At 32.6% G+C, this 23,804-nt stretch carries 31 protein-coding genes; 3 read left to right on the forward strand and 28 right to left on the reverse strand.

Annotated elements, in window-relative coordinates; genetic code table 11:
* The first annotated feature begins 755 nt into the window (after window positions 1-755).
* Window positions 756-1,196: a DUF6943 family protein gene (locus ACQ0RB_RS08810; RefSeq protein WP_430497899.1), complete on the forward strand. Its 441-nt coding sequence runs from the start codon at window positions 756-758 to the stop codon at window positions 1,194-1,196.
* A 137-nt stretch (window positions 1,197-1,333) separates the two neighbouring features.
* A complete protein-coding gene (locus ACQ0RB_RS08815; RefSeq protein ID WP_430497901.1) occupies window positions 1,334-1,975 on the forward strand; it encodes a DUF6266 family protein in 642 nt (213 codons plus the stop codon).
* 211 nt (window positions 1,976-2,186) lie between these two features.
* Here the strand turns inward: ACQ0RB_RS08815 and ACQ0RB_RS08820 are convergent, their stop codons facing one another.
* The 23 genes from ACQ0RB_RS08820 to ACQ0RB_RS08930 all read right to left on the reverse strand — a co-directional run bounded on the left by ACQ0RB_RS08820 (window position 2,187) and on the right by ACQ0RB_RS08930 (window position 18,433).
* The gene (locus ACQ0RB_RS08820; protein ID WP_430497902.1) at window positions 2,187-2,813 is read right to left on the reverse strand and encodes a hypothetical protein; all 627 of its coding nucleotides are present in this window, start codon (window positions 2,811-2,813) and stop codon (window positions 2,187-2,189) included.
* Window positions 2,814-2,963: 150 nt separating this feature from the next.
* Window positions 2,964-3,758 carry a cation transporter gene (locus ACQ0RB_RS08825; RefSeq protein ID WP_430497904.1) on the reverse strand — a complete coding sequence of 265 codons (795 nt, stop codon included), beginning with the start codon at window positions 3,756-3,758 and terminating at the stop codon, window positions 2,964-2,966.
* A 610-nt stretch (window positions 3,759-4,368) separates the two neighbouring features.
* Window positions 4,369-4,668: a type II toxin-antitoxin system RelE/ParE family toxin gene (locus ACQ0RB_RS08830; RefSeq protein WP_430497906.1), complete on the reverse strand. Its 300-nt coding sequence runs from the start codon at window positions 4,666-4,668 to the stop codon at window positions 4,369-4,371.
* Window positions 4,661-4,909, reverse strand: coding sequence for a type II toxin-antitoxin system ParD family antitoxin (locus ACQ0RB_RS08835; protein WP_019036946.1), 249 nt, complete (start codon window positions 4,907-4,909; stop codon window positions 4,661-4,663). Before ACQ0RB_RS08835 ends, ACQ0RB_RS08830 begins: the two co-directional genes overlap by 8 nt.
* Window positions 4,910-5,115: 206 nt before the next feature.
* Complete coding sequence (locus ACQ0RB_RS08840) at window positions 5,116-5,736, reverse strand: hypothetical protein (protein ID WP_430497908.1); 621 nt, start codon at window positions 5,734-5,736, stop codon at window positions 5,116-5,118.
* A gap of 154 nt (window positions 5,737-5,890) precedes the next feature.
* Window positions 5,891-6,481 (reverse strand): hypothetical protein, encoded by a 591-nt coding sequence (locus ACQ0RB_RS08845; protein WP_430497910.1) that lies wholly within the window; start codon window positions 6,479-6,481, stop codon window positions 5,891-5,893.
* A gap of 177 nt (window positions 6,482-6,658) precedes the next feature.
* Window positions 6,659-7,453, reverse strand: coding sequence for a cation transporter (locus ACQ0RB_RS08850; protein WP_430497912.1), 795 nt, complete (start codon window positions 7,451-7,453; stop codon window positions 6,659-6,661).
* A gap of 172 nt (window positions 7,454-7,625) precedes the next feature.
* Window positions 7,626-8,279: a DUF4272 domain-containing protein gene (locus tag ACQ0RB_RS08855; protein WP_430497914.1), complete on the reverse strand. Its 654-nt coding sequence runs from the start codon at window positions 8,277-8,279 to the stop codon at window positions 7,626-7,628.
* Between the two features lie 154 nt (window positions 8,280-8,433).
* Window positions 8,434-8,790, reverse strand: coding sequence for a hypothetical protein (locus ACQ0RB_RS08860; RefSeq protein WP_430497916.1), 357 nt, complete (start codon window positions 8,788-8,790; stop codon window positions 8,434-8,436).
* A gap of 63 nt (window positions 8,791-8,853) precedes the next feature.
* On the reverse strand, window positions 8,854-9,132 hold the full coding sequence (locus ACQ0RB_RS08865; protein WP_430497917.1) for a hypothetical protein: 279 nt from the start codon (window positions 9,130-9,132) through the stop codon (window positions 8,854-8,856).
* 155 nt (window positions 9,133-9,287) lie between these two features.
* Entirely contained in the window at window positions 9,288-9,713 is a 426-nt protein-coding gene (locus ACQ0RB_RS08870; RefSeq protein ID WP_430497919.1) for a hypothetical protein, read from the reverse strand.
* A gap of 206 nt (window positions 9,714-9,919) precedes the next feature.
* A complete protein-coding gene (locus tag ACQ0RB_RS08875; protein ID WP_430497920.1) occupies window positions 9,920-10,339 on the reverse strand; it encodes a hypothetical protein in 420 nt (139 codons plus the stop codon).
* 173 nt (window positions 10,340-10,512) lie between these two features.
* Window positions 10,513-11,022 carry a WapI family immunity protein gene (locus ACQ0RB_RS08880; protein ID WP_430497922.1) on the reverse strand — a complete coding sequence of 170 codons (510 nt, stop codon included), beginning with the start codon at window positions 11,020-11,022 and terminating at the stop codon, window positions 10,513-10,515.
* A gap of 78 nt (window positions 11,023-11,100) precedes the next feature.
* On the reverse strand, window positions 11,101-11,613 hold the full coding sequence (locus ACQ0RB_RS08885) for a hypothetical protein (protein ID WP_430497924.1): 513 nt from the start codon (window positions 11,611-11,613) through the stop codon (window positions 11,101-11,103).
* Between the two features lie 139 nt (window positions 11,614-11,752).
* Window positions 11,753-12,373, reverse strand: a complete 621-nt coding sequence (locus ACQ0RB_RS08890) for a hypothetical protein (protein WP_430497926.1) — start codon at window positions 12,371-12,373, stop codon at window positions 11,753-11,755.
* Window positions 12,374-12,453: 80 nt separating this feature from the next.
* On the reverse strand, window positions 12,454-12,966 hold the full coding sequence (locus ACQ0RB_RS08895) for a hypothetical protein (protein ID WP_430497928.1): 513 nt from the start codon (window positions 12,964-12,966) through the stop codon (window positions 12,454-12,456).
* A 156-nt stretch (window positions 12,967-13,122) separates the two neighbouring features.
* Window positions 13,123-13,626, reverse strand: a complete 504-nt coding sequence (locus ACQ0RB_RS08900; protein ID WP_430497930.1) for a hypothetical protein — start codon at window positions 13,624-13,626, stop codon at window positions 13,123-13,125.
* Window positions 13,627-13,762: 136 nt separating this feature from the next.
* Complete coding sequence (locus ACQ0RB_RS08905) at window positions 13,763-14,518, reverse strand: toxin-antitoxin system YwqK family antitoxin (protein ID WP_430497931.1); 756 nt, start codon at window positions 14,516-14,518, stop codon at window positions 13,763-13,765.
* A 207-nt stretch (window positions 14,519-14,725) separates the two neighbouring features.
* Entirely contained in the window at window positions 14,726-15,607 is an 882-nt protein-coding gene (locus tag ACQ0RB_RS08910) for an exonuclease domain-containing protein (RefSeq protein ID WP_430497933.1), read from the reverse strand.
* Window positions 15,607-15,978: a hypothetical protein gene (locus ACQ0RB_RS08915; RefSeq protein ID WP_430497935.1), complete on the reverse strand. Its 372-nt coding sequence runs from the start codon at window positions 15,976-15,978 to the stop codon at window positions 15,607-15,609. The genes ACQ0RB_RS08910 and ACQ0RB_RS08915 overlap by 1 nt, the downstream gene beginning before the upstream one ends.
* Window positions 15,979-16,179: 201 nt before the next feature.
* The gene (locus tag ACQ0RB_RS08920; protein ID WP_430497936.1) at window positions 16,180-16,722 is read right to left on the reverse strand and encodes a hypothetical protein; all 543 of its coding nucleotides are present in this window, start codon (window positions 16,720-16,722) and stop codon (window positions 16,180-16,182) included.
* A 458-nt stretch (window positions 16,723-17,180) separates the two neighbouring features.
* Entirely contained in the window at window positions 17,181-17,621 is a 441-nt protein-coding gene (locus ACQ0RB_RS08925) for a hypothetical protein (RefSeq protein WP_430497938.1), read from the reverse strand.
* Window positions 17,622-17,773: 152 nt separating this feature from the next.
* The gene (locus ACQ0RB_RS08930) at window positions 17,774-18,433 is read right to left on the reverse strand and encodes a DUF7079 family protein (RefSeq protein WP_430497939.1); all 660 of its coding nucleotides are present in this window, start codon (window positions 18,431-18,433) and stop codon (window positions 17,774-17,776) included.
* Between the two features lie 117 nt (window positions 18,434-18,550).
* Between ACQ0RB_RS08930 and ACQ0RB_RS08935 the strand changes: the two genes are divergently transcribed.
* Complete coding sequence (locus ACQ0RB_RS08935) at window positions 18,551-19,384, forward strand: tyrosine-type recombinase/integrase (RefSeq protein ID WP_430497941.1); 834 nt, start codon at window positions 18,551-18,553, stop codon at window positions 19,382-19,384.
* Between the two features lie 51 nt (window positions 19,385-19,435).
* Here ACQ0RB_RS08935 and ACQ0RB_RS08940 read toward each other — a convergent pair whose 3' ends face one another.
* From ACQ0RB_RS08940 to gcvT, 5 genes are all read right to left on the reverse strand, one after another.
* Window positions 19,436-20,182, reverse strand: coding sequence for a YebC/PmpR family DNA-binding transcriptional regulator (locus tag ACQ0RB_RS08940; protein ID WP_129761865.1), 747 nt, complete (start codon window positions 20,180-20,182; stop codon window positions 19,436-19,438).
* A gap of 62 nt (window positions 20,183-20,244) precedes the next feature.
* Window positions 20,245-20,535 carry a 4a-hydroxytetrahydrobiopterin dehydratase gene (locus tag ACQ0RB_RS08945; RefSeq protein WP_129761864.1) on the reverse strand — a complete coding sequence of 97 codons (291 nt, stop codon included), beginning with the start codon at window positions 20,533-20,535 and terminating at the stop codon, window positions 20,245-20,247.
* Between the two features lie 210 nt (window positions 20,536-20,745).
* Window positions 20,746-21,588 carry a sugar nucleotide-binding protein gene (locus ACQ0RB_RS08950; protein WP_430497944.1) on the reverse strand — a complete coding sequence of 281 codons (843 nt, stop codon included), beginning with the start codon at window positions 21,586-21,588 and terminating at the stop codon, window positions 20,746-20,748.
* A gap of 22 nt (window positions 21,589-21,610) precedes the next feature.
* On the reverse strand, window positions 21,611-22,525 hold the full coding sequence (locus ACQ0RB_RS08955) for a glutaminase (RefSeq protein ID WP_430497945.1): 915 nt from the start codon (window positions 22,523-22,525) through the stop codon (window positions 21,611-21,613).
* Between the two features lie 3 nt (window positions 22,526-22,528).
* Window positions 22,529-23,611 (reverse strand): glycine cleavage system aminomethyltransferase GcvT, encoded by a 1,083-nt coding sequence (gcvT, locus tag ACQ0RB_RS08960; RefSeq protein WP_430497947.1) that lies wholly within the window; start codon window positions 23,609-23,611, stop codon window positions 22,529-22,531.
* Window positions 23,612-23,804: the final 193 nt, after the last annotated feature.

Here is a 23,804-nt window from a genome sequence, read left to right on the forward strand (position 1 = left end):
ATCCTTTTCCCTTGGGAAATGATATTGCAAATATACAAAATATATACCATTTTATTATAAAAATCTGTTAAAGTTCTTTTCCTCATAACCCAAAACCCAGTTTTTTCGTACCTCAAAACCCTCTGTTTTTTGTGTTATTCCGCTCACCTCACAAGTTTAGCGTTTTTTTGTCTTTAAGGTAATAGCATATTATAGCTTAGGTTTTCATAAAATCAAACCTAAACTATAACAAGCTATTCTATTATTATTCTATCATAAAACCCTAAACTTACCCAAGCTATGTTTACATAATGCGTAGTTATAACAACTGAAGCGTTATAACGGTCATTATGTAAAATATCCGCTTTGCCAACGCTCAAATTGGAACTTCAAAGAATAATTAGTTATCTCATTCAAGCTACACAAAACCATCACTAAGTCCAAGTATTCCTTACCTCAAGTCTTTGTTTGTTTCATTTCGTTATCCAATTATGGAAAGTTATCAATGGTATTGCATTAAAATAAAAAAAGAGAAGCAAATATATGTGGCTACCTAAAGCCAACGCACAAGGCTATAAAGGTCAAGCCCTACGGGTTTTGAATAAAACTTTTTTTAAAATATTCCTTCTATTTAATTAAACATAATAACTAAAAAAAAACTTTTATCCAAAAACCTTGACAGCCTCATCCACGCCACAATAAGTATGGCTATCTTTTTTCTTTTCAAAAAAAATAATGGTGCGAAGCGTAGCGAAGCAATTTTAAATTGGATAGCTATGTCAACTTTTGAACTAAAAACACATCAAATCGGAAGAACCTACACGCAACCTCATTTTTTTATTCTAAACAAAGGTCTAAACAGCGGAAAGCCTTTAACAAATCCTTGTCCTAACTGTTTTGTAATCTTAATAAAAACCGAATCTGATAAAAACACACTTTTTCATTTATCTATGATGTTGCAAATAGGCGGTTTTTACGCTTATTATTTAAAAGGTAGTGTTATTCCGTTCATCTCAATAGATGATTGCAGAAAAACGCTTAAAAGCGGTCTGAAATCAAGTAAAAACATCACAAACCAAATGCAAAAGCATATTAAAGCGGTTGAGGTTATCAGTATGAAAGAAAAAGAATTACAAAATGTCATTGATAAAATGGCAGTTTTAAAAGTCGCATATATACGAAATTGCTTCAACTTGATGCAAAGTAAAGAAGCATAATGCAAAAGCATCATATAGCCTTAAAACAGTAACAAAATGGCATAATTTTCGTTATATTAATAGCGATTAAGACGTTTAAAAGCAATATGAAGTCCGTACCAAATCCGAACGAGTATTAATTTTAAATAGTTATAGTAATGGGGAAAATTTCTCAAGGTATTTTAGGAGGGTTATCTGGAAAAGTAGGTAACATTATTGGAGGTAGTTGGAAAGGTATTGACTACATCAGAATTAAGCCGTCAAGTGTGGCAAATCCTCGAACAGAGGGACAAGTTAACCAACGTAACAAATTTACTGTTACATTGGAGTATTTACAACCAAACAAAGAGTTTTTAAAAGTAGGTTATAAGTCATTTGCGACAAAGAAAACTGAATTTAATGCTGCAATGTCTTATGTGTTAAATAATGCAGTAAGTGGTACTGCACCTAACTTTACAATAGACTATGCAAATGCCTTATTAAGTAGAGGTACATTGTCAGGAGCATTAAATGCAACGACAGATTTAGCAACAGCAGGACAAATTTCTTTTTCTTGGGATGATAACTCAACAGAAGGTAATGCAAATGCAACCGATAAGGCAATGGTATTAGTTTACAATCCAAGTAAAAAAGAATCAATGTATATTTTGGATGGAGCAGTAAGAACAGTAGGTTCTCAAGTGGTAACTATACCAGGTACATATGCTGGAGATACTGTAGAGCTGTTTATGGCATTTGTTTCAGAAGATGGAGCACAAGTATCAAATAGTTTGTATTTAGGCTCTGGTACGGCTTCTTAATAAATTTAAGCATAAATACATACAAAAAAAAACCGTTACAGTATATTTGTAACGGTTTTTTATTGGTTATAGATCACTCTTTTTTCTTCTTAATTTCAAATTTTAAAAAGTTGCACCTATGTTGTACCTTTTTTGATTTTAATTCTAAAAACCCTTTATTTATCGGCGTTTTTTGGCTTACTTAATATAATACATTGTTACCCAACGTTTTTTATTCATTTAGTAATTTTGTTTCGTAAAGAGTTAATGATTGTTCAATTCCGTCATCAACTATTTTTCCACGTATTTTTATTTTATTCAATTCCGTAATTTTCTGTTCGTCCGATTTGTTTGTGAAATAGATAACTATTTCTCGATTCTGACCTTTATAATCAACTTTAGACTTTAGATATTTATGTCCGCCATCAGCTCCAGTTGATTGAGTTTTGAATTCAGTTAATTCGGTTTCAAAATCCTCTGTTTTTTCAAATAAACTCCAATAGTTTTCAAAACTGTCTTGACTTATTTCTGTTGTCTCAAAATGTTTTTTAAAATCGGGTAATAATAAATTGTTGTCAGTCCAATAACCATAATTATTTTTGAATGGCATTTTTACAATTATTCGTCCATCTTTATCCATTCCGATTTCGCGTTCTGGAATTTCAGTTTCGTTTTCAAATTCAACAATCCATGTTTCTACAAGGCCAATTTTATTTTCAAAATCAGGATTTCCTTTCGGAATTATAGAACTTAAAATTCCGATAATTGCTTTTTTAATATTCCGCTTTACAGCTCCATCTGGTTCAGAAGTATGTTCGTTTTTCGGAACTTTGAATTGTATGTAAGTCGTTTTTTTCAAATGTTGGGTAACGTGTATGTGTATGGTTAGTTGCGTGTAAGTACGCTATAATTCTTTGTTAAGCAATATAATAAAAAACAGGGAAGAATCGTCGTCTTAGCCAACTTGCGGAGCAATTAATTATACACGTTGTTGTAAGTAGTGCTTTTTTTATTTACTTAATTTCAATATTCTGAACGCTCCTTGTATTACTAATACAAAGACGATTGTTCCAATAACCAAATCAGGTTTACCCGAATTCAACCGATTTACCAAAATCCCAGCAATTATTACTCCTAAATTGATAATCACGTCATTCGAGGTGAAAATCATACTCGCTTTCATATGTGCCTCTTCTTTGCTCTTGGACATTTGCAAAATATAGAGACAAATTCCATTTGCGATAAGTGCAAAAACCGAAACTATAATCATTGTCGAAAAATCAGGAAGTTTCTCGTCTCCAAAGAATCTTCTTAAAACTTCTACAAATCCTATAATTGCAAGTGTTATTTGAAAATATCCTGCAAGTTTGGCAATCCTTTTTTTCTTAATCAACGTTCCGCCAACCGCATACAAGCTAATTCCGTACACGAAGCTATCCGCAAGCATATCCAAACTGTCGGCAACAAGTCCCATAGACTTTGAGATAATTCCTGTCGTCATTTCGATTATGAAAAACGTAAAATTTATTGCAAGTACAGACCAAAGTAACTTTTTTTGGTTTTCGTTTTCTTTAAATTCCGTTTGGTCAGTTTGTTCGGTCGATATTTTCTTTCCACCTAAATTCAGTTCGATAACTGATTTTTCGATTTGGTCAATTTTTCCGCTGTGAAAAACGGTCAGTTTTCGGTTCGGAATATCAAAGTCCAAATTCGCAATACTTGAAATTCCGTCCAATTTCATTCGGATTAGATTTTCCTCCGATGGACAATCCATTTTGGTAATTTCAAATATCGTTTTGTTCACTCGGTTCTTGGGTTTTTCAGCATTACTTACAACGTTAGCGTATAAATTTCAGTTGCGGAAAATCGGTACGATTTTCCGATTGAGACTGAAAGATAGAAAATTGCAATGAATTTCCGTAGGAAATTCAGCCGCAATTGAATTTATACATTGTTGGTTGCAGTTATAATTAAGTTTTTTGAGGTTCATTCAGAGTTTTGTTTTGCGTTCAGCTATTCAATTCCACGTTTTGATTCCGTAATTTTTGGAATTCGATAGAGTAGAAGTGATCAATTCACGTTTTTCAATTCAGCAAAAGTGAATTTCTGCGCACTTTTCCGTTTTAAATTTCATTTCAGCTTCACGTTTCGGTCTCGAGTTTTAAATTCAGTTTCCGTAATACTTTTTTGCGTACAGTTCCGCTGTTTTCAAAGTTCGGAATTCACACGATTTAAACGTTTAGTTTTTAATTCCGCTATTGCAACCAACGGTCTCGGCTATGAGTAGTTGCGTGGGTTAGCGTTTAACTTTGCAAGTAAACAATAAACTGAAAATCCGCGTCCCGATAGCTATCGGGATTCAGAAGTAGGCGAAAACAAGCAATTACTTATAGCCATTGTTGGGTGTAGTTTTTTTATTCGGTTATTCTATTTTTCAAATCCATTCGCTCGTGTAAAATTCTTATAACTTCAATTTTATCTTCGGAAAGTGATTGATAAAATATAATGTGTTTCCCTGATTTTAGTCCAAGCAAGTTTTTATTTATTCCGACATATTCTTTTCCAACATCTGGATTTTGTCCGATTCCGTTACACGCTAATTTTATTGTCGCATAATATTTGTCCGCTTGTTTTGCTGACCATTTTTCAAAAGTATAATCCCAAATGTCATTCAAGTCATCAATGGCTTTTTGTCTTAATATTACTTTAGCCATTTTTTCTTTTTTCCGCTTTTAGTCTTTTTAGATTTTCGTCAAAGTCAAAGTCTTCCACTAATGGACTGTTTAGTCCTTCTTGAATTGCATTTCGTAAAGCAATTACTTTGCTTTCTTCATTTTCCAATAATCGAAGTCCAGCTCTGATTACTTCACTTACGTTTTTGTAACGTCCAGCAGAAACTTGAGTTTGTACAAACTGGTCAAAATAATTTCCGAGCGATATTGATGTATTTTTCATTCCGTTTTAATTTTAATCAAATATACCAAATTTTGGTAAAACAATCAAATTTGTGGATTTTTGCTCAAATTACACCCAACGGTCTTGTGTATGGCTCGTTGCGGGAAATCCGCGAGGATTTTCCGCCGTGTACCAAAGATAGCAAATTGCAATGAATTCCGATTAGGAATTCAGCCGCAATGAGCTATACACGTTGTTGCAAGTAGTTATTTTTTGTTTCCAAATATGTTTGTCAATTTATCATAATCCACAGAAGAATCTGTAATTCTTAAATAACAGTATTCTTGCATTCGATAAGCCATAACTTTTCTGTTTTTTTCAATCCAATAGTATGTAAATGGTCCACTTTCTTTAGTTTGTGACAGAATTGAGTAAACTTTCAAATTCTCATTTCCATATTTTTGTCTCAAATATTCAAGCAGTTTTTCAAATCCAAGTTCAATATTATTTTCGTCAGTCAAAAACACTAATTCTAATTCATAAAGTTTGTCTTTGTGAAAATCAGTTCGGATAATCGTTGGGATTTTAAAGTCAGCGTTTAATTCCCAGTTTACTCCATAATTCTCAAACTCATTCGTATCTCCGTTTACAGATTCAAAGTCAGATTTTTGTTTTAGAATTGAGTCAACTGCTTCAGTCGATTGTCCAAATTTTAAATCTAAAATGTTCATTTCAGAAATAGTTCCTTTAGATTTTTCCGACTCCGTTATTTTATTCAACTCCGCTTTGTCGCGTTCAATTAGCTGTTCTAAATTTAATTCAGATTTTGATTGACTTTTACAGCTTATTGAAGTCAAAATTATTAATGTCAGCAGTATGTTTTTCATAATTACTTGCAACGTGTTTGTATAACCGTCAGTTACGGGTTAATATGCGTTAATTTTCGGTTTAGTACAGACGTTAGCAATTCCGAGTGGATTCGGACGTAGTCGAATCCGCCGTAATTGCGGTTATACATTGTTGTGTGTAGGCTTTTTTTATTCAACTGTACTTTTTCTTTTGCTCAACACTTTTAGGTTCAAATGACGTTTGGTAATTTCCATTTTTGTCAGGTGAGTGAATTTTATAAGGTTCTCTGTCTTTATTTTGCTCTTTTCTAATTTTATGGAACAATTCCAATTCTCCATTTAGAAAAGTCAGTCCGTATTTTAGTAATTCAGAGTTAGCATTTTTCAAACTCGGTTCAATTCCGTTATCCTTTGGGAATTTATATTCCGTTGCTTTTAATGCTGGATTAATTTCTTTTTTAAATCTCCAGAGTGCAATTGAATTCCAGTCATATTCAAAAAAGTCTTCGCTATTTCCTTCTCCAAGTATGATATTATAGTGATAAGGATAATCTCTTGGATAAGTGTTGGTTGATATTTTTAGATATTGCTTTCCCTTTCGGTAAATTATAGTCGAAGAGTGTTTTCCGATTTCAATTCGGTGTTTTTGGAATCCGAACTGTTCAAAAGTCGGAATGACAATTTCCATAGCTTTTTCAGAGAATGATTTTTGTTCAGGCGATGGCTTTTCGGTTCTTTCCGATTTTGCTTTTTTATTACCTTTTATAAAATCAAATATTCCCATTTTCTTAATTCACGGATTTTTGTCAGCTTACACACAACGGTCTCGGCTATGAGTAGTTGCGTGGTTTAGCACTTAACTCTGCAAGTACACAACAAACTGAAAATCCGCGAGGATTTTCAGAAGTAGGCGAGAACAAGCAATTACTTATAGCCATTGTTGTGGTTAGTGTTTTTTTATTTATTTACTCAATTTTAAAATTCTAAAAGCACCTTGAATTACCAAAACAAAAACTATTGTTCCGATAATCAAATCAGGTTTGCTTGAACTCAACCAGTTTACCAAAAGTCCAGCTGTTATGACTCCTAAATTTATAATCACATCGTTTGAAGTGAAAATCATACTTGCTTTCATATGTGCCTCTTCCTTACTTTTTGACTTTTGTAAAATGTAAAGACAAATTCCGTTTGCAATAAGTGCGAAAATTGAAACGATAATCATTGTCGAAAAGTTTGGTAATTTCTCGTCTCCGAAAAATCTCCTTAAAACTTCTACAAATCCGATAATTGCAAGTGTTATTTGAAAATATCCAGCAAGTTTGGCAATCCGTTTTTTCTTTATTACTGTTCCACCAACCGCAAACAAGCTAATTCCGTAAACGAAACTGTCCGCAAGCATATCTAAACTGTCGGCAACCAATCCCATTGATTTTGAGATTATTCTTGTTGTCATTTCAATTATGAAAAACGCAAAATTTATGGCAAGTACAGACCAAAGTAGTTTTTTTTGGTTTGCATTTTTATTAAATTCTGTTTGGTCGGTTTGTTCAGTCGAGATTTTCTTTCCGCCTAAATTCAGTTCGATAACTGATTTTTCGATTTGGACAGTTTCTCCGCTGTGAAAAACGGTCAGTTTTCGGTTGGGAATGTCAAAGTCCAAATTCGCAATACTTGAAATTCCGTCCAATTTCATTCGGATTAGATTTTCCTCTGAAGGACAGTCCATTTTAGTAATCTCAAATATTGTTTTATTCATTTAGTTTCTCGGTTTTTTTACATTAACCACAACGGGTTTGCATAGAAGTCAGTTTGGGAGAAAAGAGCAACGCCTTTTCGAACCGTTACACTGACTTAGGTTAAAAGTACTTGATTTTCGTTAGAAAATCAACCCCAAATTGCTTTTATGCGTTGTTGTGCATAGTTGTTTTTTACGTGTCAAGAGAAATTTCATTCCAGTCAAATTCTTTATAAACGGTATATTCTAATGCTTTTCTTCTCTCCATTATTATGTCTAAATCTACTTTGTCCGATTGTTTTCCAGTTAAATTGTTATTTCGAGCGAACCAATGAGCACGATAGAACTTGTCCAACATTTCAAATATTTCTACTTGATTTCTCAATTTGAATTCAGAAATAAATTTTTCGGCTGATTCATTTTTTGCAATATTTGGAATTAACGAAGCAAGTAAATCTTCAACACCAGTATTTAAAGTCAGATTATTGTGAAAACCGCCAATCCAAGCAAAAGTCCAAATAGCTTCTACATACCAATAAATGTCTATTTGATTCTGTTCGGGTAATTTCGAATATTCCGTTTCCAAATATTCCAATTCTTCTTCGTTCAAATAGTCTATAAGTTTATTTTCTTCGAGCCATTTTTTAATTATGTCTCTTGGTGCTTGAAGGTGTAACTGAAATAATGCAGTTAGAATCATTGTTCTACGAGCAATCTTTTCAGGTTCTCTAAATTCAGGATTGTCCAAATAAGGCAAGTGTTCAATAACCTCAATTCCAGAAGAACGTAATTGCTTTGTATTCCTATCTTTTATTTTTTCTGGTTTAATTCTCTTTTGGAACCACATTTTTCTTCAATTATGCACAACGTTTTTGTATATGGAAAGTTGCGTGTAAAAGAGCGATTACTTTCCGATTAATAATTAAAAATAGTAAATAATATGAAACACAGAAATAAGAACTTAAAAAGCAATTTTTTATATACGTTGTTGTGCAACGTTTTTACTTATTCAACTCTTGATTCAATCGTGCGTTTTCTTGTTCCAAGGTTTGCACTTGATTCTGAAGGTCAAGTAAATAAGTGGACATATCTGATACTTTTTCAGTTAGTTTTGATTGGGATTCAGTTATTCGGATTATGGATTTGTTATAGTTAGGTTTTTCAATTAATAACTCAGTAGCAATAGGAACTAAACTTATAATAATGGCAGCAACAGTCAAAAATATAGAGACTTTGTACTGTTTATCAGATGTTTTAGATTGCATTTCAGAAGTCTTTAGTTGTTCGTGTATTAAATTCCGAATATCTATTTGTAATTCAGTTTTAGGGTCAATAATATTCCAAATTGGTGCGCTCATAAATTTTAATAAATATGTTTAAAAAAAATAAAATAAAGACATTTGTAAAAGAAAGTGACATTTTTACTTGTCAAGAACTTTATCGAGAAGGTCGTGGTAGTCAGATTCGGCTAACTTCCAAACCTTTTTCTCTAAATCGTGAACCTTATCGTAAAAGTTATCGTCTAAATCCGATTCTACTTTTCCTTTTAATAATTCTTTTATTTCTAATTGCGTTTGTAATATGGTTCTAACATATCTTTGGTTTCGGTTTGATATTTCGAGTATTCTTAATAAAGCGTTTCCTACGTTTACATTAAATCCTATTTCGTTATTATCGTTCATTAAATCATCTATTTTCATAATCGTATTTCAAATGTTGCACAACGGTTTTGTGTATGGCTCGTTGCGGGAAATCCGCGAGGATTTTCCGCCGTAGAACGAAGATAGCAAATTGCAATGAATTCCGATTAGGAATTCAGCCGCAATGAGCTATACACGTTGTTGGCAATAGTATTTTATTTTTTGTAATTAGTTAAATTAATTTCGTCAAAATCATAAATAAAATATTTTATAGGTTTATAATTAGTAATTTCCTTAAAGATTATTGTGTTTTTTTTTGTTTTTTCATTTTTGTCAATGATCAGTCCAAATCTTTTTCTATTGTATTCCAATTCTCCGAAGTGACCACCCGTAATATCATTATCTCTAACAAATTTCATTGTTTGGTTATATCCATCAATATTTGTGTAAGTCACTATATAAGTTTTAAAGAAAACGTCATACTTAACTTTCACATTTCTACCTAATGGTTCAGAAAACAAGGCAGATGTGGTCCCTTTTCCTATTTTGCCATTTCTTAGCAATGTATTTTCTTGACAATATAAAGTCGAGCTAATTGTCAAAAATAAAACTAGTAACGTAATTCTTTTGTTATTCATCATAATTATTATTAATTTATTTTTCGGTACGATTGCGACCTGATTGCTGCATTCAAGATTATTGCCAACGTTCTCGTATAACCGTCAGTTGCGGGATTAAAGTTAATGATTTTCGGTTAAGCACTGACATTAGCAATTCCGAGTGGATTCGGACGTAGTCGAATCCGCCGTAATTGCGGTTATACATTGTTGTGCATAGGTTTTTTTATTCAAAATCCAGTTGCGTCAAGATTTGTCTTTTCACAATACTTTTCAAATTCAGTTTGTTTTTCAGTTGTAAGGTTAAAAAGAAAATCTAAAATTTTGTCAAATTCCGATTTTATAAGTCCGTCAAGTTGAGTTAGAAATCTTTTGGCATTTATTTCTTTTGTTTCAAATCCGAAATCGTAGAAAACGTATTTTTCATTTTTATCATTCAGAAAATTCGCAAGATGGATTACATTATATTTTTGGTTGTCATATTCAATTGATGCATCGTAATCAAATCGGTCGTTCCAAATTTCCATATTCAAAATCGGGTATTCAAGTCGGCAAAATTTAGCCATTCCTAAATCTTTCGATTCCGCAATTTTAAATCCACTTTCTAAAGTAGATTTTAGATGAATTTTAATGTCAATTTCCAATTCCATAATCGTTTTTTCAACTTATGCACAACGGTTATGGCTATGCGCCGTAGCGTGATTTTGCGACTAAGTTACCAAAAAAGAATGAACGGTAGGAAAATCCGTAGGATTTTCCGGGTAGGCAAACAGTAGCTATGGCTTATAGCCGATGTTAGCTACAGTGTTTTTTTATTTATTTTTCAGAACACTTTATATATTGATATTATTTTATTCAGTTGTTGATTTAATTTTGGTAGTTCAGTTTGATCAAAATTCATTTCACAAATTAGTTTATTACCAATTCCAGCATTATCCATTAACGAACATTTTGCTGTTAAGTGTCCAATTCCATCTCCTTCAACTTGAATAGTAACTTGATTTTCAATTCCCTCAAAAGTTGCTGTTTTGTCAAGGTTTTCATAAAGAGTTTCTAATTCTGCTTTAAAAGTTTTGAAATCTGTTGACATTAAATCAGTATTAAAATCCCCTGAAAACCTGCCGCATTTAACTGAAACCAAACAATTCAGAGAGTTTTTATCCCAGTCCAATTCCGAGTTTGGAAAATTCTGTTTAAGAACATCAATTCGTAAGAAGTTAACTCCATCCTTAATCTCAAAATATATGTCTACTGGGTTAGTCATTTTTGCATTGTAGCTAACGGTTTTGGCTATGATACGTTGCGGAAAAATCCGCAGGATTCTTTCCGCCATAGCCGAAAGTTAGCAAATTGCAATGAAATTCCGACAGGAATTTCAGCCGCAATGAATTATAGCCGTTGTTGTACATAGTTATTTTTTAATCAGATAATTTAATCTCCAGCTTTTCATGACGCTATCTACTCCATTTTCATTCAGTTCTAATGTCTCTCTTGGGTCAGTGTTATAAAAAGTTCTTCCTGTTCGAGTCAAAATAGAATCATTAACTATTTTACAGTAAATATTTAATTGTCTTATTCTTCCATTAGATTCTTTTATCCGAAATGCGTCCATTTCTTCGTCCAATATGAATTTTTCATTTTCCGATGGAGTTACATTTTTCCAAGCGTGAAGTATTTGATTTTCTTTGGGTTTTTCTCTGCACGATTCCCATCTATTTCCGAAAAATTCACCGTGTCTATTTTCTGCTGTCATATACTCATCGATAATAGGAACATTTAAAGATTTTCTCAATTCGTTAGCTTTGATTCCGTAATTCAGATTTTCTATCTTTTTTCTATTGTCAAAGTAGTCGTACGTCAAGTAAATTCCGAAAATCAGAAGTACAATTTTAAAGAAATGTTTTTTCAGATTAAGGTTTTTCATAATTATGTACAACGTGTTCGTGTATGGCTCGTTGCGGGAAATCCGCGAGGATTTTCCGCCCTAACCGAAAGATAGCAAATTGCAATGAATTCCGATTAGGAATTCAGCCGCAATGAGCTATACACGTTGTTGCAAGTAGTTATTTTTTGTTTCCAAATATGTTTCTCAATTTATCATAATCCACCGAAGAATCTGTAATTCTTAAATAACAGTATTCCTGCATTCGGTAAGCCATAACTTTTCTGTTTTTTTCAATCCAATAGTACGTAAATGGTCCGCTTTCTTTCGTTTGTGACAGAATAGAGTAAACTTTCAAATACTCATTTCCATATTTTTGTCTTAAATATTCAATCAGCTTTTCAAATCCGAGTTCAATGTTGTTTTCGTCAGTCAAAAACACTAATTCCAATTCATATAGTTTGTCTTTGTAAAAATCAGTTCGGATAATTGTTGGAATTTTAAAGTCAGCGTTTAATTCCCAGTTTATTCCATAATTCTCAAACTCATTCGTATCTCCGTTTACAGATTCAAAGTCAGATTTTTGTTTTAGAATTGAGTCAACAACTTTAGTCGACTGTCCAAATTTTAAATCTAAAATATTCAGTTCAGAAATAGTTCCTTTAGATTTTTCCGACTTCGTTATTTTATTCAACTCCGCTTTGTCACGTTCAATTAGCTGTTCTAAATTCAATTCAGATTTTGATTGACTTTTACAGCTTATTGAAGTCAAAATTATTAATGTCAGCAGAATGTTTTTCATAATTACTTGCAACGGTATAGGCTATGATTTCGTTGTGGAATCATCCGCAGGATTATTCCGCCGAAATCCAGCCGTTTGATTTATAAATTAAACTTTGTTTTAGCCCTTTGCCACAATGAATTATAGCCATTGTTAGCTACAGGCTTTTTTTCTATTTTTTTGTAATTCAGTGCTTTTTTTACATCAGTTATTAGTCGTAAAATGTCAAAATCCAATTTATTCCGCTTTACTTTTAATTCAACAAGTCCAAGTTTTTTAACTATCGATTCCGCAAAGAATTGTTGTCGGTCAGTTTCTGATAACTTAAAGAAATTTTCGTTGTCGAGAATAATAGGGATTCCGATAGATTTTTCTTTAGGTCTATAATTTTCTATTTCTCTCAAATTTCTCCTTTCGTAAGGAATTGGCTTTACATAAACTTGAAACAGAATTATTTGCAGTCCTTGTCCGTAATTTTTCCATTTCAGATGAGCGAGTTTATTTTTCAGTCCGCTATCACTCCACAAGTAGTCCTTGACTATTTTTTGGTCAGTTTCGCCAGCATTAAAGCTCGCAAAAAATCCGATTATATTTTCATCAATCTTTTCGTGCATCTTTTTTCAGCTTGTAGCTAACGTGTTTGTGTATGATTTCGTTGCGTGTTTAAGCAACTAATTTAGCAAATAAATCACAGATAGAAAGTCCGCGAGGACTTTCGTAAGTAGGCTATAACTAGCAATGAATTATACACGGTGTTGCCAGTAGTTTTTTTATTCCGCTGTTGCTTTTTTCGCACGTTCTAAAATCGGTTTGTAATCAAAAGTCGAGCAATTTCCTTCGCTTAAATTTCTTTTTCCAACTCGTTCAATTTTACTTTCGTCATTTTCCCAGTCGAACACATAAATCGTTGCTCTAAACACTTCATTGAGTTCTGTATAATTTAATTCGCCATTTTTCTGCCCGAAATTTTCTTCAGTTTCTATTATTTTAATCGGTAATCCATTTTCTATATAAATCGTAGTTCTTATTCGACCATAAGAAAGTCCGATTTCCTCAACGATTTTACAGATTTGGTTTTTATTCCGCCATACTTTTAAAATTCCGCCACCATCTGTAGTAATTCCCGTCAATTCCGTCCAGTCAAATTCAGTTTCAGTTAGAGTCGAGTCAGATTCAATTAAAATCACTTCATAATCAATTCGGTCAAGTTTATTTTCTTGTCCGAATGTTACAAATCCGATTAAGGTCAATATGATTAAGAATGTTTTTTTCAAATTACTGGCAACGGTCTTGTGTATGATTAGTTGCGGAAAAGGACGCAGTCATTTTCCGCTGTAAACCAAAGATAATTAATAAGAATGAAATTCCGATAGGAATTTCAGCCGCAATTAATTATACACGTTGTTGTGGTTAGTTATTTTTGTCCGAAACATATACTTCTTTTTCAAAATATTTTTTGTGATTGCTTATAGTTCCTATTGCTGAATCATTTCCGATTTTTTTGATTTCATATAATTCCTCAACAATTTGTCCTTTAATCTTCAGTCTACCTTTTTTATATGCAAAAACTCCAAATCTATAATCATCATCTTCAATTCCAAATGTGTCTAATTTTATTTTATCTTCCTTGTACTGATTTTCAATTACAACGTACATTAACTTATCGTAAACGTTAATATTTGAATTATAATCAAAACTTGCTATGTTTTTTCCAACTTGAATAGTATCAGATATTTTTAAGTAGAAGAATGAACTATTTTTATGTTTAATCTTTCCGTTTTGGTCGTAATATATTGATTGATTTTTGTAAGATCTATCTCTTAATATTAGCCATTCTGATTTTTCAGTTAGTTTCCCTTTCTCATTGTAATAAGTCCACCAACCAATCGGTAAGTTATTTTTAATCAACCCTTTTTCTTTTACTTTTCCATTTTCATAGTATAAAAACAGAGTATCTGTAGGGATTCCATTTTTTATGTATGATAGAGATTTCAAATTCCCATTCGGGTAATGTTCTCCACCATATCCGGTAAATGTCGAATCTATTTTTGAATCATCAAATTCCACTTTTACTAATTGTCCATTATATTCCTGAAAAATTTCATTTTTTTCGGACTTGCAATTAAAAAGTATTACTGAGATTAGTATGTAGATCAGTTTTTTCATAATTAACCACAACGGTCTTGTGTATGGCTCGTTGCGTGTAAATTAGCGATTATTTTTCGGTTGAGCCACAAGCCAGATTTTTAAATTTTACTATTTATCTTATTTGTTGGAAATCGTCAAATTTAAAAATTTGGCGACTTTCCAAATATGCCTTAACTTCGATTAAGAAACTGAATAGCAATGAGCTATACACGTTGTTAGGCACAGTTATTTTTCACTATCTTCTTTATTCGATTCGTAAAGTGCTACAAAATCGGATTCTTTTAAAATTCTAATATTTTGTCCTTTTACTTTTAATTCTTCCGCTTTTCTATGTTTTGAACTTTTCTTATTCCCTGATAATTTGCTCAAATCTTGGTCGCCAACAACTAAAAGCGTAGTCTTTTTAGTAACTCCGTTTTCTACTTTACAACCAATTTCTGATGCAAGTAATGAAGCCTCTCTTCTTGGAACTTGTAATGAACCCGTAAACACTAAAATTTCCCCAAATAGATTTCCATTTGGATTTCCCTCTTTGGAAACGGAATCACTATAATTTTTTGCGTTAGCCAAAATTGGATTGTTAACTCTTACGAGCCAATCATCAATCGTATTCTCTTTATCTTTAATTGCTGAAATTAAAATATGAGCACAAGCTTTGGCATCTTCCAAAGCATCGTGGTGATTGAAAGAAAAATTCAATTTTTTGCAAACATTGGCAAGTCCATAACCTTTGTATGCAAATTCTTCCCAACATCTGCGAGAAACTTTTGCTGTGTCAATCCAACTGTTTTGAATAGAAGGAAGTCCATATTTTTCGCACGTCCGATTTATTGAAACTCGGTCAAAATGAGTGTGGCAAACACAGATGTAATTTTCCAAATGTTGTTTAAGAAACTCGTAAACTTCCGGAAATTTTGGACTATCAATAACATCTTCTTCTGTTATATTATGTATTGATTCGTTCCAATAATCAAAGTAATCTTCTGGATTTAATAGACTCGACCACTCTTTTTTAATTTGACCATTTTCGTAAATAACAAATCCAATTTGGCAAATAGATGCCATATCAGAATTAGCTGTTTCAACGTCAATAGCCAAAAAGTCCATTACGAAGGATTTTTAAGTTTTTCCAAATCCATAGTAAATGTTACCGTCACTCCTGTCTTTGTGCAAGTCAAAACCATTTCTTCGTCCATATCTAAATTCAAATCTTCTCCACGTAACGCTTGCCATTTGGCAATGTAATTTAATGCTCCAATTTTTTCTTTTTTCTTTAATTCTTTTTCAACTCCACCTTTATATCCAAGAACTGGTAATTCTCCTCTTTTTGCTTTTTCAGCTAATTCAGGTTCTTTTTTTGCTAAAGCTCGACCAACTTCGTAGTTTTTAATCAATCCTTTATCTTCTCGTCTCCAAGTTTCCTCCCAAGAAAGATTTTCTCTGTCAGGTTCTGAAAAACTTCTGTAAATTTTTGTCATCGATGTTGGTTTTAATTGTGCCTAACGACTCGCGGATATGTTTCGTTGCGGTCAACGAGCCACGTAAAGCTTGCTTTTAAGTGGTAGTAGTTGAAAGAGCAACGAACAAAAGAAAAACCAATTGCGATAGCAATGATATATATCCATTGTTGTCCGCTGTAATTCTTAAATATCCGTTTAGTCTAAAATAAGAAATAATATTTAAAGATAAGACGATATGAATTTCCAAATATTACCCCAAGCAATTTCTTCAATCACAACACTAACAATCAAAACAAAAAGTTTATTGTTTGAAACAGATTCCCATGCTTTTTTTAGTGGGGATTTCTGGTCTGGTTTTATGCTTGGTTGTTCGTTTATATTGTTTGTGTTTTGGCTTTTTGAAAAATCAGAATCTTGAATTAAAGTTCCTACTGTTGAATTATTAAAATTATTATAAATGAAATTACCTAATATTTTTTCTTTTCCGTTTTTAATGTTTCGACCTTTGTCAAGTAATTTTATTTGGCGTGAGCCATACATCTCAGCAATTCCATTACTCACAAAGTGTTGTCTTATTTTAAAAGCTAAATCACTAAATATTATTTGGTCTGTTTTAGATAAATTTAATTCAGTTTTTAAATCAGAAATAGAGAAATTATCGTATTTGGGCGCGTGTTTAATAACTAAAGGAATAAATTCATCTAGTTTTTCATCTGCGTTATATTCAGGTTTTATTCCGTGTGAGTCTAATTTAGCCACCATATTAAAAAATTATAGTCAAGGCGAAGCCTTGCAGGGTTTTTCTTTTGTATCCGCGAGTCGTTGTCCGCAATTAGTGTCACAGGTCAAACGGAATGCAATGAGTTTGGTGACACGTATCCGATACGAGCACCGAAACAGCGACCAAAGGGAGCGATTGTTGAGGTGCGATGTTGAGGTTATTGCGGACAACGTTAGCGTATAAATTTCAGTTGCGGAAAATCGGTACGATTTTCCGATTGAGCTGAAAGATAGAAAATTGCAATGAATTTCCGCAGGAAATTCAGCCGCAATTGAATTTATACATTGTTAGCAACTCGTTTTTTATTCAGATTATTAATTTAAAATTAAAATATTATGTCAAAAATCACAGGTTATTTTAGAAAACAATTACCAAATTCAAAACCAATTGAAGATGAATTTACAGAAAACAAAAATCATTTTGAAAAACTTAAAAAGATTTATGATTCTAAAGGTCGTAACAATTCAACGTTGTCAAATGATGGCGATGATTCCGACTTCATTAAATCATAGATAACCATAAACCTTTCTATTATGCCAGCACTAAATTTAAAATCGGCTTTTAGCATTTCAGATAATTCTTTTCTGCTAAAATTTACTGTTGTATCGAAAAAATATATTTTACCAGTAGATTGGTATTTTTTAATTCCGATAACAGCAATGTATCGTCCAATATCAAGAACATCCATTATTCCAGTTTCGGAAAAGTTAAGTCCGATCTCTAAATCTTGTCTAAAACTTTCATCAATTAGTTTTAGGTTATACTCAATTTTATCGAAATCCGTTGTCAATCCTAATGTATGTGATTCGTTAATATCGTCCACTAAAAAAGTAAGCTTGTCTGTTAAAGGTGGTTGTGGTATTAAAAATTGTTTTTTCATTTATTCGTTTTTTCAGCGTTTGAGTGGAAATGGTTGCTAACGGTCTCGTATAACCGTCAGTTACGGGTTAATTTAGCATTTATTTTCGGTTTAGCACAGGCTTTAGCAATTCCGAGTGGATTCGGACGTAGTCGAATCCGCCGTAATTGCGGTTATACATTGTTGTGCAACGTATTTTTATTTCGTTTGTCAATTTCTAATGCTCTTTTGTAAAAGTCTTTAAATTCAATTTTGTCATATTTCGCTCTCATTGCTGAAAGAACATCTGTCAATCCTAAACTGCACCAATCCCACAACATTGTATCAAAATTGTACTTATACATTTGTTTTCCGACTTCAGTTCTTATTTGGTCAACTTCGCTTTCATTTATTCCATTCTCTTTAAGTCTTTCTAAAACTCTTTGCTCATTTTCTTGAGTAAATTCTGTGTCAAGATAAGGTTCCAAAATCCAATCCCAATTCCAGCTATGTTTGGTCAATTTTATTTTGTTATTTTTCGCAAACTCTTTTAGTTGTTCCTTTTTTTCTGCTGATACAAAAATTATATCATTGTCAACGTATATTTTACAAGTTCCGAAATCCACGCTCAAAGAATCAATTTCATTTGCTTTGATAGTTTTGTCAGGATAGGCAATTGAAGGTTCAAATGGATAGTCTGAAATTTCTATTTCATTTTCCGTAATTTTTGATTTTCCAATTCCACACAATAGATTTTTCATTTCATATTCAGTCGAGTTAAAAATAGCACCTTTAGAAGTTTCTTTTTTTGTCGATTTGAATATGTTCTTTAGAAAGTTCATTGCGTTTGTCATATGTTGCACAACGTTAGTATATAAACAAATATAAAAAAAAGTGCTGTTATTCAATTAAATATAAATGGTTATCTACACCTTTTAGTATATTTGTGTATAACTGTTTAAATTAAGGTTATGTCGTACCTTGTAAAGTTTCAAACTATTTTAGAATTAAAACGCTATAGTGATAATACAATTAAGGTGTATGTTAATTTTATGAAAAAGTTTAAGGAAACTTTAAATGTCCAAGATGAAAAACTTGAGCTCTTAAGCGATATTGATGTCATAAATACTATTGTAAGAATGGTTAAGGTGTCTGTATATAGCATGTCTTCGCAAAAACAACTAATAGGTGCGGTTGGTTTGTTTTATAAGGAGCTGTGTGGTAGAACTATTGATTTTTCAAGTATTTATCCTACTAGACGAGAGCACTATTTACCGCATATTTTATCCAAAGAAGAGGTTAAGGATATTTTGCAGAGTGTTGACAATATGAAACACAAAGCTGTTTTGGCAACTATTTATGGTTTGGGACTTAGGGTGAGTGAGGTTATCGATTTGAAAATTGAAAATATTGACAGCAAAAGAATGATTGTTCATATACAAAATGCCAAGGGAAAAAAGGATAGAGTAGTTATGCTGCCTGTTAAACTACTTAAATTATTGCGCGTTTATTTTGTAGAGTTCCATCCAAAGGTTTACTTATTTGAAGGACAAAATAAAGGAAAGTATAGTGCATCTAGTATACGGAAAATATTTAAAAATGCCTTGGCTAAGGCACAAGTAAAAAAACCAGCTACTGTACATACTTTAAGACATACCTTTGCTACTCATTTGCTTGAAAATGGAACTGATGTAAGGATTATACAAAAGTTGTTGGGCCATAACAACATTAATACTACATTACAGTACACACAAGTGGCTCAAACTACTATTGAAAGTGTAAAAAGTCCTTTGGATTTATTGTAATAAAAAAGAGGAGTTCAACTCCTCTTTTTTAATGCTTTTTATTAACTACTATTACTCAGCAGTTTCTTCCATAGTGTGATATACGTTTTGTACATCGTCATCTTCTTCAAGCTTTTCTAAAAGTTTTTCTACATCTTCAGCTTGTTCTGCAGTAATTGCTTTGGTAACTTGTGGTATACGCTCAAACCCAGAAGATAAAATTTCAATGTTATTGGTTTCTAAATAGGCTTGTATTTTCCCAAAACTTTCAAATGGTGCATAAATCATTACGCTGGTTTGCTCGTTTCCATCAGCATCTTGGTCAGTGTCTTCAAATACTTCTTCTACACCAAAATCAATGAGCTCCAATTCTAGTTCTTCAAGATCTATTCCGTCACTTTTTACTTTAAAGTTACAGGTATGGTCAAACATAAACACTACCGAACCTGATGTACCTAAACTACCGTCGCATTTATTAAAATAGCTTCTTACGTTTGCTACTGTACGTGTATTATTATCAGTTGCAGTTTCAACCAAAATAGCAATACCATGTGGTGCATAGCCTTCAAATAATACTTCTTTATAATCGCCTTGGTTTTTATCGGACGCACGTTTTATGGCACGTTCAATATTGTCTTTAGGCATGTTTACCGATTTGGCATTTTGTATTACTGCTCTTAACCTGGAGTTACTGTCTGGATCAGGACCACCTTCTTTAACAGCCATTACAATATCTTTTCCAATACGTGTAAAGGCTTTACTCATTGCAGACCAACGTTTCATTTTTCGCGCTTTACGAAATTCAAAAGCTCTTCCCATAAATTGTTACTTAATTTAAAATTTTGACCAAATGTAATAAAAATGTAGCGTTGTAAAAACAACTATTCTTGAACTTCTACAATTGTTTCGATAGCTTCGGCTAGTTTAAAATCTTTTTCGGTAACACCATTAGCACTATGTGTTGAAAGTGAAATGGTGAGTATGTTGTACACATTGGTCCAGTTTGGATGGTGGTTTTGCGCTTCACATTCAAAAGCTATTCGGCTCATGGCACTAAAGCAGTCTTTAAAATTATCGAATTCAAACTCTACATGAATAGCGTTTTCGTAATATTCCCAGTCAGGGAAACGCAACAGCTTTTTCTCTATAGCATCTTGGGTAAGGAGTGTCATAAAAGTTAAATAATTTGGTTACCCTTAAAGGTAATAAATTATTGGCTAATTAACGTGAATAATATGAGTCACTTCGAGTAAAATTCTGCAAGAATTTTGTATCGAGAAGTGTGTTTTTGATAGAAATTTTCTTGTTTTCGATACAAATTCCACTCATTTTAATAGTGAAATTCACTCTAACTGACGAAAATTTCTTATCCGTTATTCACGTTAACTATTGTGTTGTTTTTCCAACTCTTGCAAAACCTGTGTGCTAGATATTTGTAAGTGCTTTGGTAGCAGATTGTATTTAGGTAATACTGCTAAATATCTATCTTCGTTGGTGGTAAATACATGCTTGAAATTAACACGCTTTTGAGTATGAAGTTTTACAATGTCTTTTATGAATTCATCATGATGCACCAAATCGGTACTTCCTAAATGAAAGATACCATATTTATTACGGTTAATGATATAATGTACTTGTTGGGTAATTTTACTGTCTGTAGTCACATTCATGATAACATTAGGGAAAATTTCTACTGAAGTCCCTTCTAAAATGTGCTGTTGAATTTCCTTTATTCTAGGACATTGTACGCCTAATACTATTGGAAGTCTTAAGATTACTACTTGCTGCTTTGGAAGTCGCAAGAGCATGTTTTCAACTTTAATTTTAAAGTGTCCGTAAATGCTGTTGCTAAAGGTTTTATCGAGCTCGTAACTTGGAAATTTGCTATAAGCATCAAATGCATTTGCTGAAGAAATGAATATGATTTTACAGTTTTTGTTAGTTTGAAGATACTCAGCAATGTGTTTGTGCGCTGTTACTTGCGCATGAAAATCGCCTCTAAGTGCTGAAACAATAATGGTAGGTTTTACAACTTCAATAATTTCAACAACATCGTCTTCTTCAACATCATACTGAAAAAAATGTTGGTTCTTTTCAAACTCACGTTTAGCAGTTCGGTAGGTACCAAATGTTCTAAAATATGCACATAGCTCTTTGTAAATGGCGTTACCTAAAAAACCACTTGCACCAAGAATTAAAACAGTATGTTTGTTTTCGTTTTTCATTTATACTTATAAACTAAACGTTTTAAAATATAGATTGGTTGGCGAGCGTAGTAAATTGCTCTAAGGCTTTCATGCCAAGCTTAGAGTTTCCGCGTTCATTTAATCCAGGAGACCAAACTGAAATTACAAACTCATTAGGAAGTAAGGCTACAATACCACCACCAACGCCACTTTTTCCTGGTAAGCCAACCTCAAAAGCAAACTCTCCAGCTTCATCATAAAAACCACAGGTGAGCATAATAGCATTAATACGTTTGGCTTGACTTTTAGTAAGTCGTGCTTTATTAGCAAGACATTTTCCTTTATTAGCAAACAAATGAAAAGCCTTTGAGAGTTGTGTACAAGACATTTGTAATGCACATTGATGAAAGTAAAAGTCTAAAACCACTTCTACATCATTATTTAAGTTGTTGAATGATTTTAATAGGTTAGCAGCAGCATAGTTGTTAAAACCTGTTTCTTTTTCAGATTGAGCGACCTTGTAATTGTAATCAATTGTATTGTCTCCAGTAATATCTCGTATGTAATTTAAAAAATCAGATTTTGGATTTTCTAAATTAGACACAAGAATATCAGCAATTACAATGGCTCCAGAATTAATAAAAGGATTTCTTGGAATACCTTCTTCTAGTTCTAAAAGCGAAAGATGATTAAATGGGTTTCCTGAGGGTTCAACATCTAGTCGTTTCCATAAGTCTGTACCAATAATTGACATTGCATATGCCAAGGATAATACCTTAGAGATACTTTGAATTGAAAAGGACTTGTGCGCATCTCCAACCGCAAACTGCTCACCAGAGACTAATTGTAAATGAATACCAAAACTATTCAAATCTACAGTTGCCAATTCTGGAATATAACTTGCAATTTTGCCTTTGTTTTTATCCTTGGTAACTTTTTGATTTATTTGATTTAAAATGTTTTGGTAATCTATCATATTTTAACCTTTGTAAAATGGTAATTTCACTACGGTTGCAGGAACAGCATTTTTTCTAATTTGAATATTGATTTTGCTACCAGCATCAGCAAATACAGTTGGTACATATCCTAATCCAATACCTTTATTTAATGAAGGTGACATAGTCCCAGAAGTTACATTACCTATTGCTTTTCCTTGAGAATCTACAATGTCATATCCTTGACGCGGAATTCCTCTTTCGTCTAGCTCAAAAGCGACTAGTTTACGTTCAGCTCCACGACGCTTTTGGTCTTCTAAAGCTTCAGAGTTTGTGAAAGTCTTAGAGAATTTTGTAATCCAGCCTAAACCAGCTTCAATAGGAGAGGTTGTATCGTCTATATCATTTCCGTAAAGGCAATAACCCATTTCTAGACGTAGCGTATCTCTTGCTGCTAAACCAATTGGCTTAATGCCATAATCTGCTCCAGCTTCAAACACTTTGTCCCAAATTTGTTTAACTTCACTGTTTTTGCAGTAGATTTCAAATCCACCACTTCCTGTATATCCTGTTGCTGAAATAATAACATGCTCAATACCTGCAAAATCACCAACTACAAAATTGTAAAATTTAATGTCTGACAAATCATGACTAGATAAGGATTGCATAGCTTCAACAGCTTTTGGTCCTTGAATGGCTAATAACGAATAATCTTCGCTTAAATCACGTAGTTCTGCACCTACATCATTTTTAGATTGTAACCAGTTCCAGTCTTTTTCAATATTGCTCGCATTTACTACCAATAAATACGTGTCTTCCTTAATACGATAGATAATTAAATCATCAACAATACCACCATCATCATTAGGCATGCAGCTGTATTGCGCTTTTCCAACAGTAAGTTTTGAAGCATCATTGCTACATGTTTTTTGAATAAGCTCAAGCGCATGAGGTCCTTCAATTAAAAATTCTCCCATATGGCTCACATCAAAAACACCAACACCATTTCTTACGGTTTCATGCTCAATGTTTACACCTTCATATTGTACTGGCATATTGTATCCTGCAAAAGGAACCATTTTTGCTCCAAGAGCTTGATGTGTTGCTGTTAAGGCGGTATCTTTCATTTTAAAAATCTTTGGTTAGTAAATAAATTATTAGAAAAACAACAGCTAAAACCAAATAACTGAAACTATTGCTTTTTTTGGGTTTTTACTATTGGATAGTATTTCAACACTACCACCTAAAAACTCGATTATTAGTAGTAAAAACTCCTTCATCTATTCGCAAAAGTATATAAAATTATCTGTTTATTTAAAC

This window comes from Gaetbulibacter sp. PBL-D1, from assembly GCF_050509525.1.
Classification (GTDB): Bacteria; Bacteroidota; Bacteroidia; order Flavobacteriales; family Flavobacteriaceae; genus Gaetbulibacter_B; species Gaetbulibacter_B jejuensis.

Coding starts and splice junctions, on each gene's coding strand:
- ACQ0RB_RS08810 (WP_430497899.1), top strand. CDS start 756: ATGTCAACTTTTGAACTAAAAACACATCAAATCGGAAGAACCTACACG.
- ACQ0RB_RS08815 (WP_430497901.1), top strand. CDS start 1,334: ATGGGGAAAATTTCTCAAGGTATTTTAGGAGGGTTATCTGGAAAAGTA.
- ACQ0RB_RS08830 (WP_430497906.1), bottom strand. CDS start 4,668: ATGGCTAAAGTAATATTAAGACAAAAAGCCATTGATGACTTGAATGAC.
- ACQ0RB_RS08835 (WP_019036946.1), bottom strand. CDS start 4,909: ATGAAAAATACATCAATATCGCTCGGAAATTATTTTGACCAGTTTGTA.
- ACQ0RB_RS08840 (WP_430497908.1), bottom strand. CDS start 5,736: ATGAAAAACATACTGCTGACATTAATAATTTTGACTTCAATAAGCTGT.
- ACQ0RB_RS08845 (WP_430497910.1), bottom strand. CDS start 6,481: ATGGGAATATTTGATTTTATAAAAGGTAATAAAAAAGCAAAATCGGAA.
- ACQ0RB_RS08850 (WP_430497912.1), bottom strand. CDS start 7,453: ATGAATAAAACAATATTTGAGATTACTAAAATGGACTGTCCTTCAGAG.
- ACQ0RB_RS08855 (WP_430497914.1), bottom strand. CDS start 8,279: ATGTGGTTCCAAAAGAGAATTAAACCAGAAAAAATAAAAGATAGGAAT.
- ACQ0RB_RS08860 (WP_430497916.1), bottom strand. CDS start 8,790: ATGAGCGCACCAATTTGGAATATTATTGACCCTAAAACTGAATTACAA.
- ACQ0RB_RS08865 (WP_430497917.1), bottom strand. CDS start 9,132: ATGAAAATAGATGATTTAATGAACGATAATAACGAAATAGGATTTAAT.
- ACQ0RB_RS08870 (WP_430497919.1), bottom strand. CDS start 9,713: ATGATGAATAACAAAAGAATTACGTTACTAGTTTTATTTTTGACAATT.
- ACQ0RB_RS08875 (WP_430497920.1), bottom strand. CDS start 10,339: ATGGAATTGGAAATTGACATTAAAATTCATCTAAAATCTACTTTAGAA.
- ACQ0RB_RS08880 (WP_430497922.1), bottom strand. CDS start 11,022: ATGGCGGAAAGAATCCTGCGGATTTTTCCGCAACGTATCATAGCCAAA.
- ACQ0RB_RS08885 (WP_430497924.1), bottom strand. CDS start 11,613: ATGAAAAACCTTAATCTGAAAAAACATTTCTTTAAAATTGTACTTCTG.
- ACQ0RB_RS08890 (WP_430497926.1), bottom strand. CDS start 12,373: ATGAAAAACATTCTGCTGACATTAATAATTTTGACTTCAATAAGCTGT.
- ACQ0RB_RS08895 (WP_430497928.1), bottom strand. CDS start 12,966: ATGCACGAAAAGATTGATGAAAATATAATCGGATTTTTTGCGAGCTTT.
- ACQ0RB_RS08905 (WP_430497931.1), bottom strand. CDS start 14,518: ATGAAAAAACTGATCTACATACTAATCTCAGTAATACTTTTTAATTGC.
- ACQ0RB_RS08910 (WP_430497933.1), bottom strand. CDS start 15,607: ATGGACTTTTTGGCTATTGACGTTGAAACAGCTAATTCTGATATGGCA.
- ACQ0RB_RS08915 (WP_430497935.1), bottom strand. CDS start 15,978: ATGACAAAAATTTACAGAAGTTTTTCAGAACCTGACAGAGAAAATCTT.
- ACQ0RB_RS08920 (WP_430497936.1), bottom strand. CDS start 16,722: ATGGTGGCTAAATTAGACTCACACGGAATAAAACCTGAATATAACGCA.
- ACQ0RB_RS08925 (WP_430497938.1), bottom strand. CDS start 17,621: ATGAAAAAACAATTTTTAATACCACAACCACCTTTAACAGACAAGCTT.
- ACQ0RB_RS08930 (WP_430497939.1), bottom strand. CDS start 18,433: ATGACAAACGCAATGAACTTTCTAAAGAACATATTCAAATCGACAAAA.
- ACQ0RB_RS08935 (WP_430497941.1), top strand. CDS start 18,551: ATGTCGTACCTTGTAAAGTTTCAAACTATTTTAGAATTAAAACGCTAT.
- ACQ0RB_RS08940 (WP_129761865.1), bottom strand. CDS start 20,182: ATGGGAAGAGCTTTTGAATTTCGTAAAGCGCGAAAAATGAAACGTTGG.
- ACQ0RB_RS08945 (WP_129761864.1), bottom strand. CDS start 20,535: ATGACACTCCTTACCCAAGATGCTATAGAGAAAAAGCTGTTGCGTTTC.
- ACQ0RB_RS08950 (WP_430497944.1), bottom strand. CDS start 21,588: ATGAAAAACGAAAACAAACATACTGTTTTAATTCTTGGTGCAAGTGGT.
- ACQ0RB_RS08955 (WP_430497945.1), bottom strand. CDS start 22,525: ATGATAGATTACCAAAACATTTTAAATCAAATAAATCAAAAAGTTACC.
- gcvT (WP_430497947.1), bottom strand. CDS start 23,611: ATGAAAGATACCGCCTTAACAGCAACACATCAAGCTCTTGGAGCAAAA.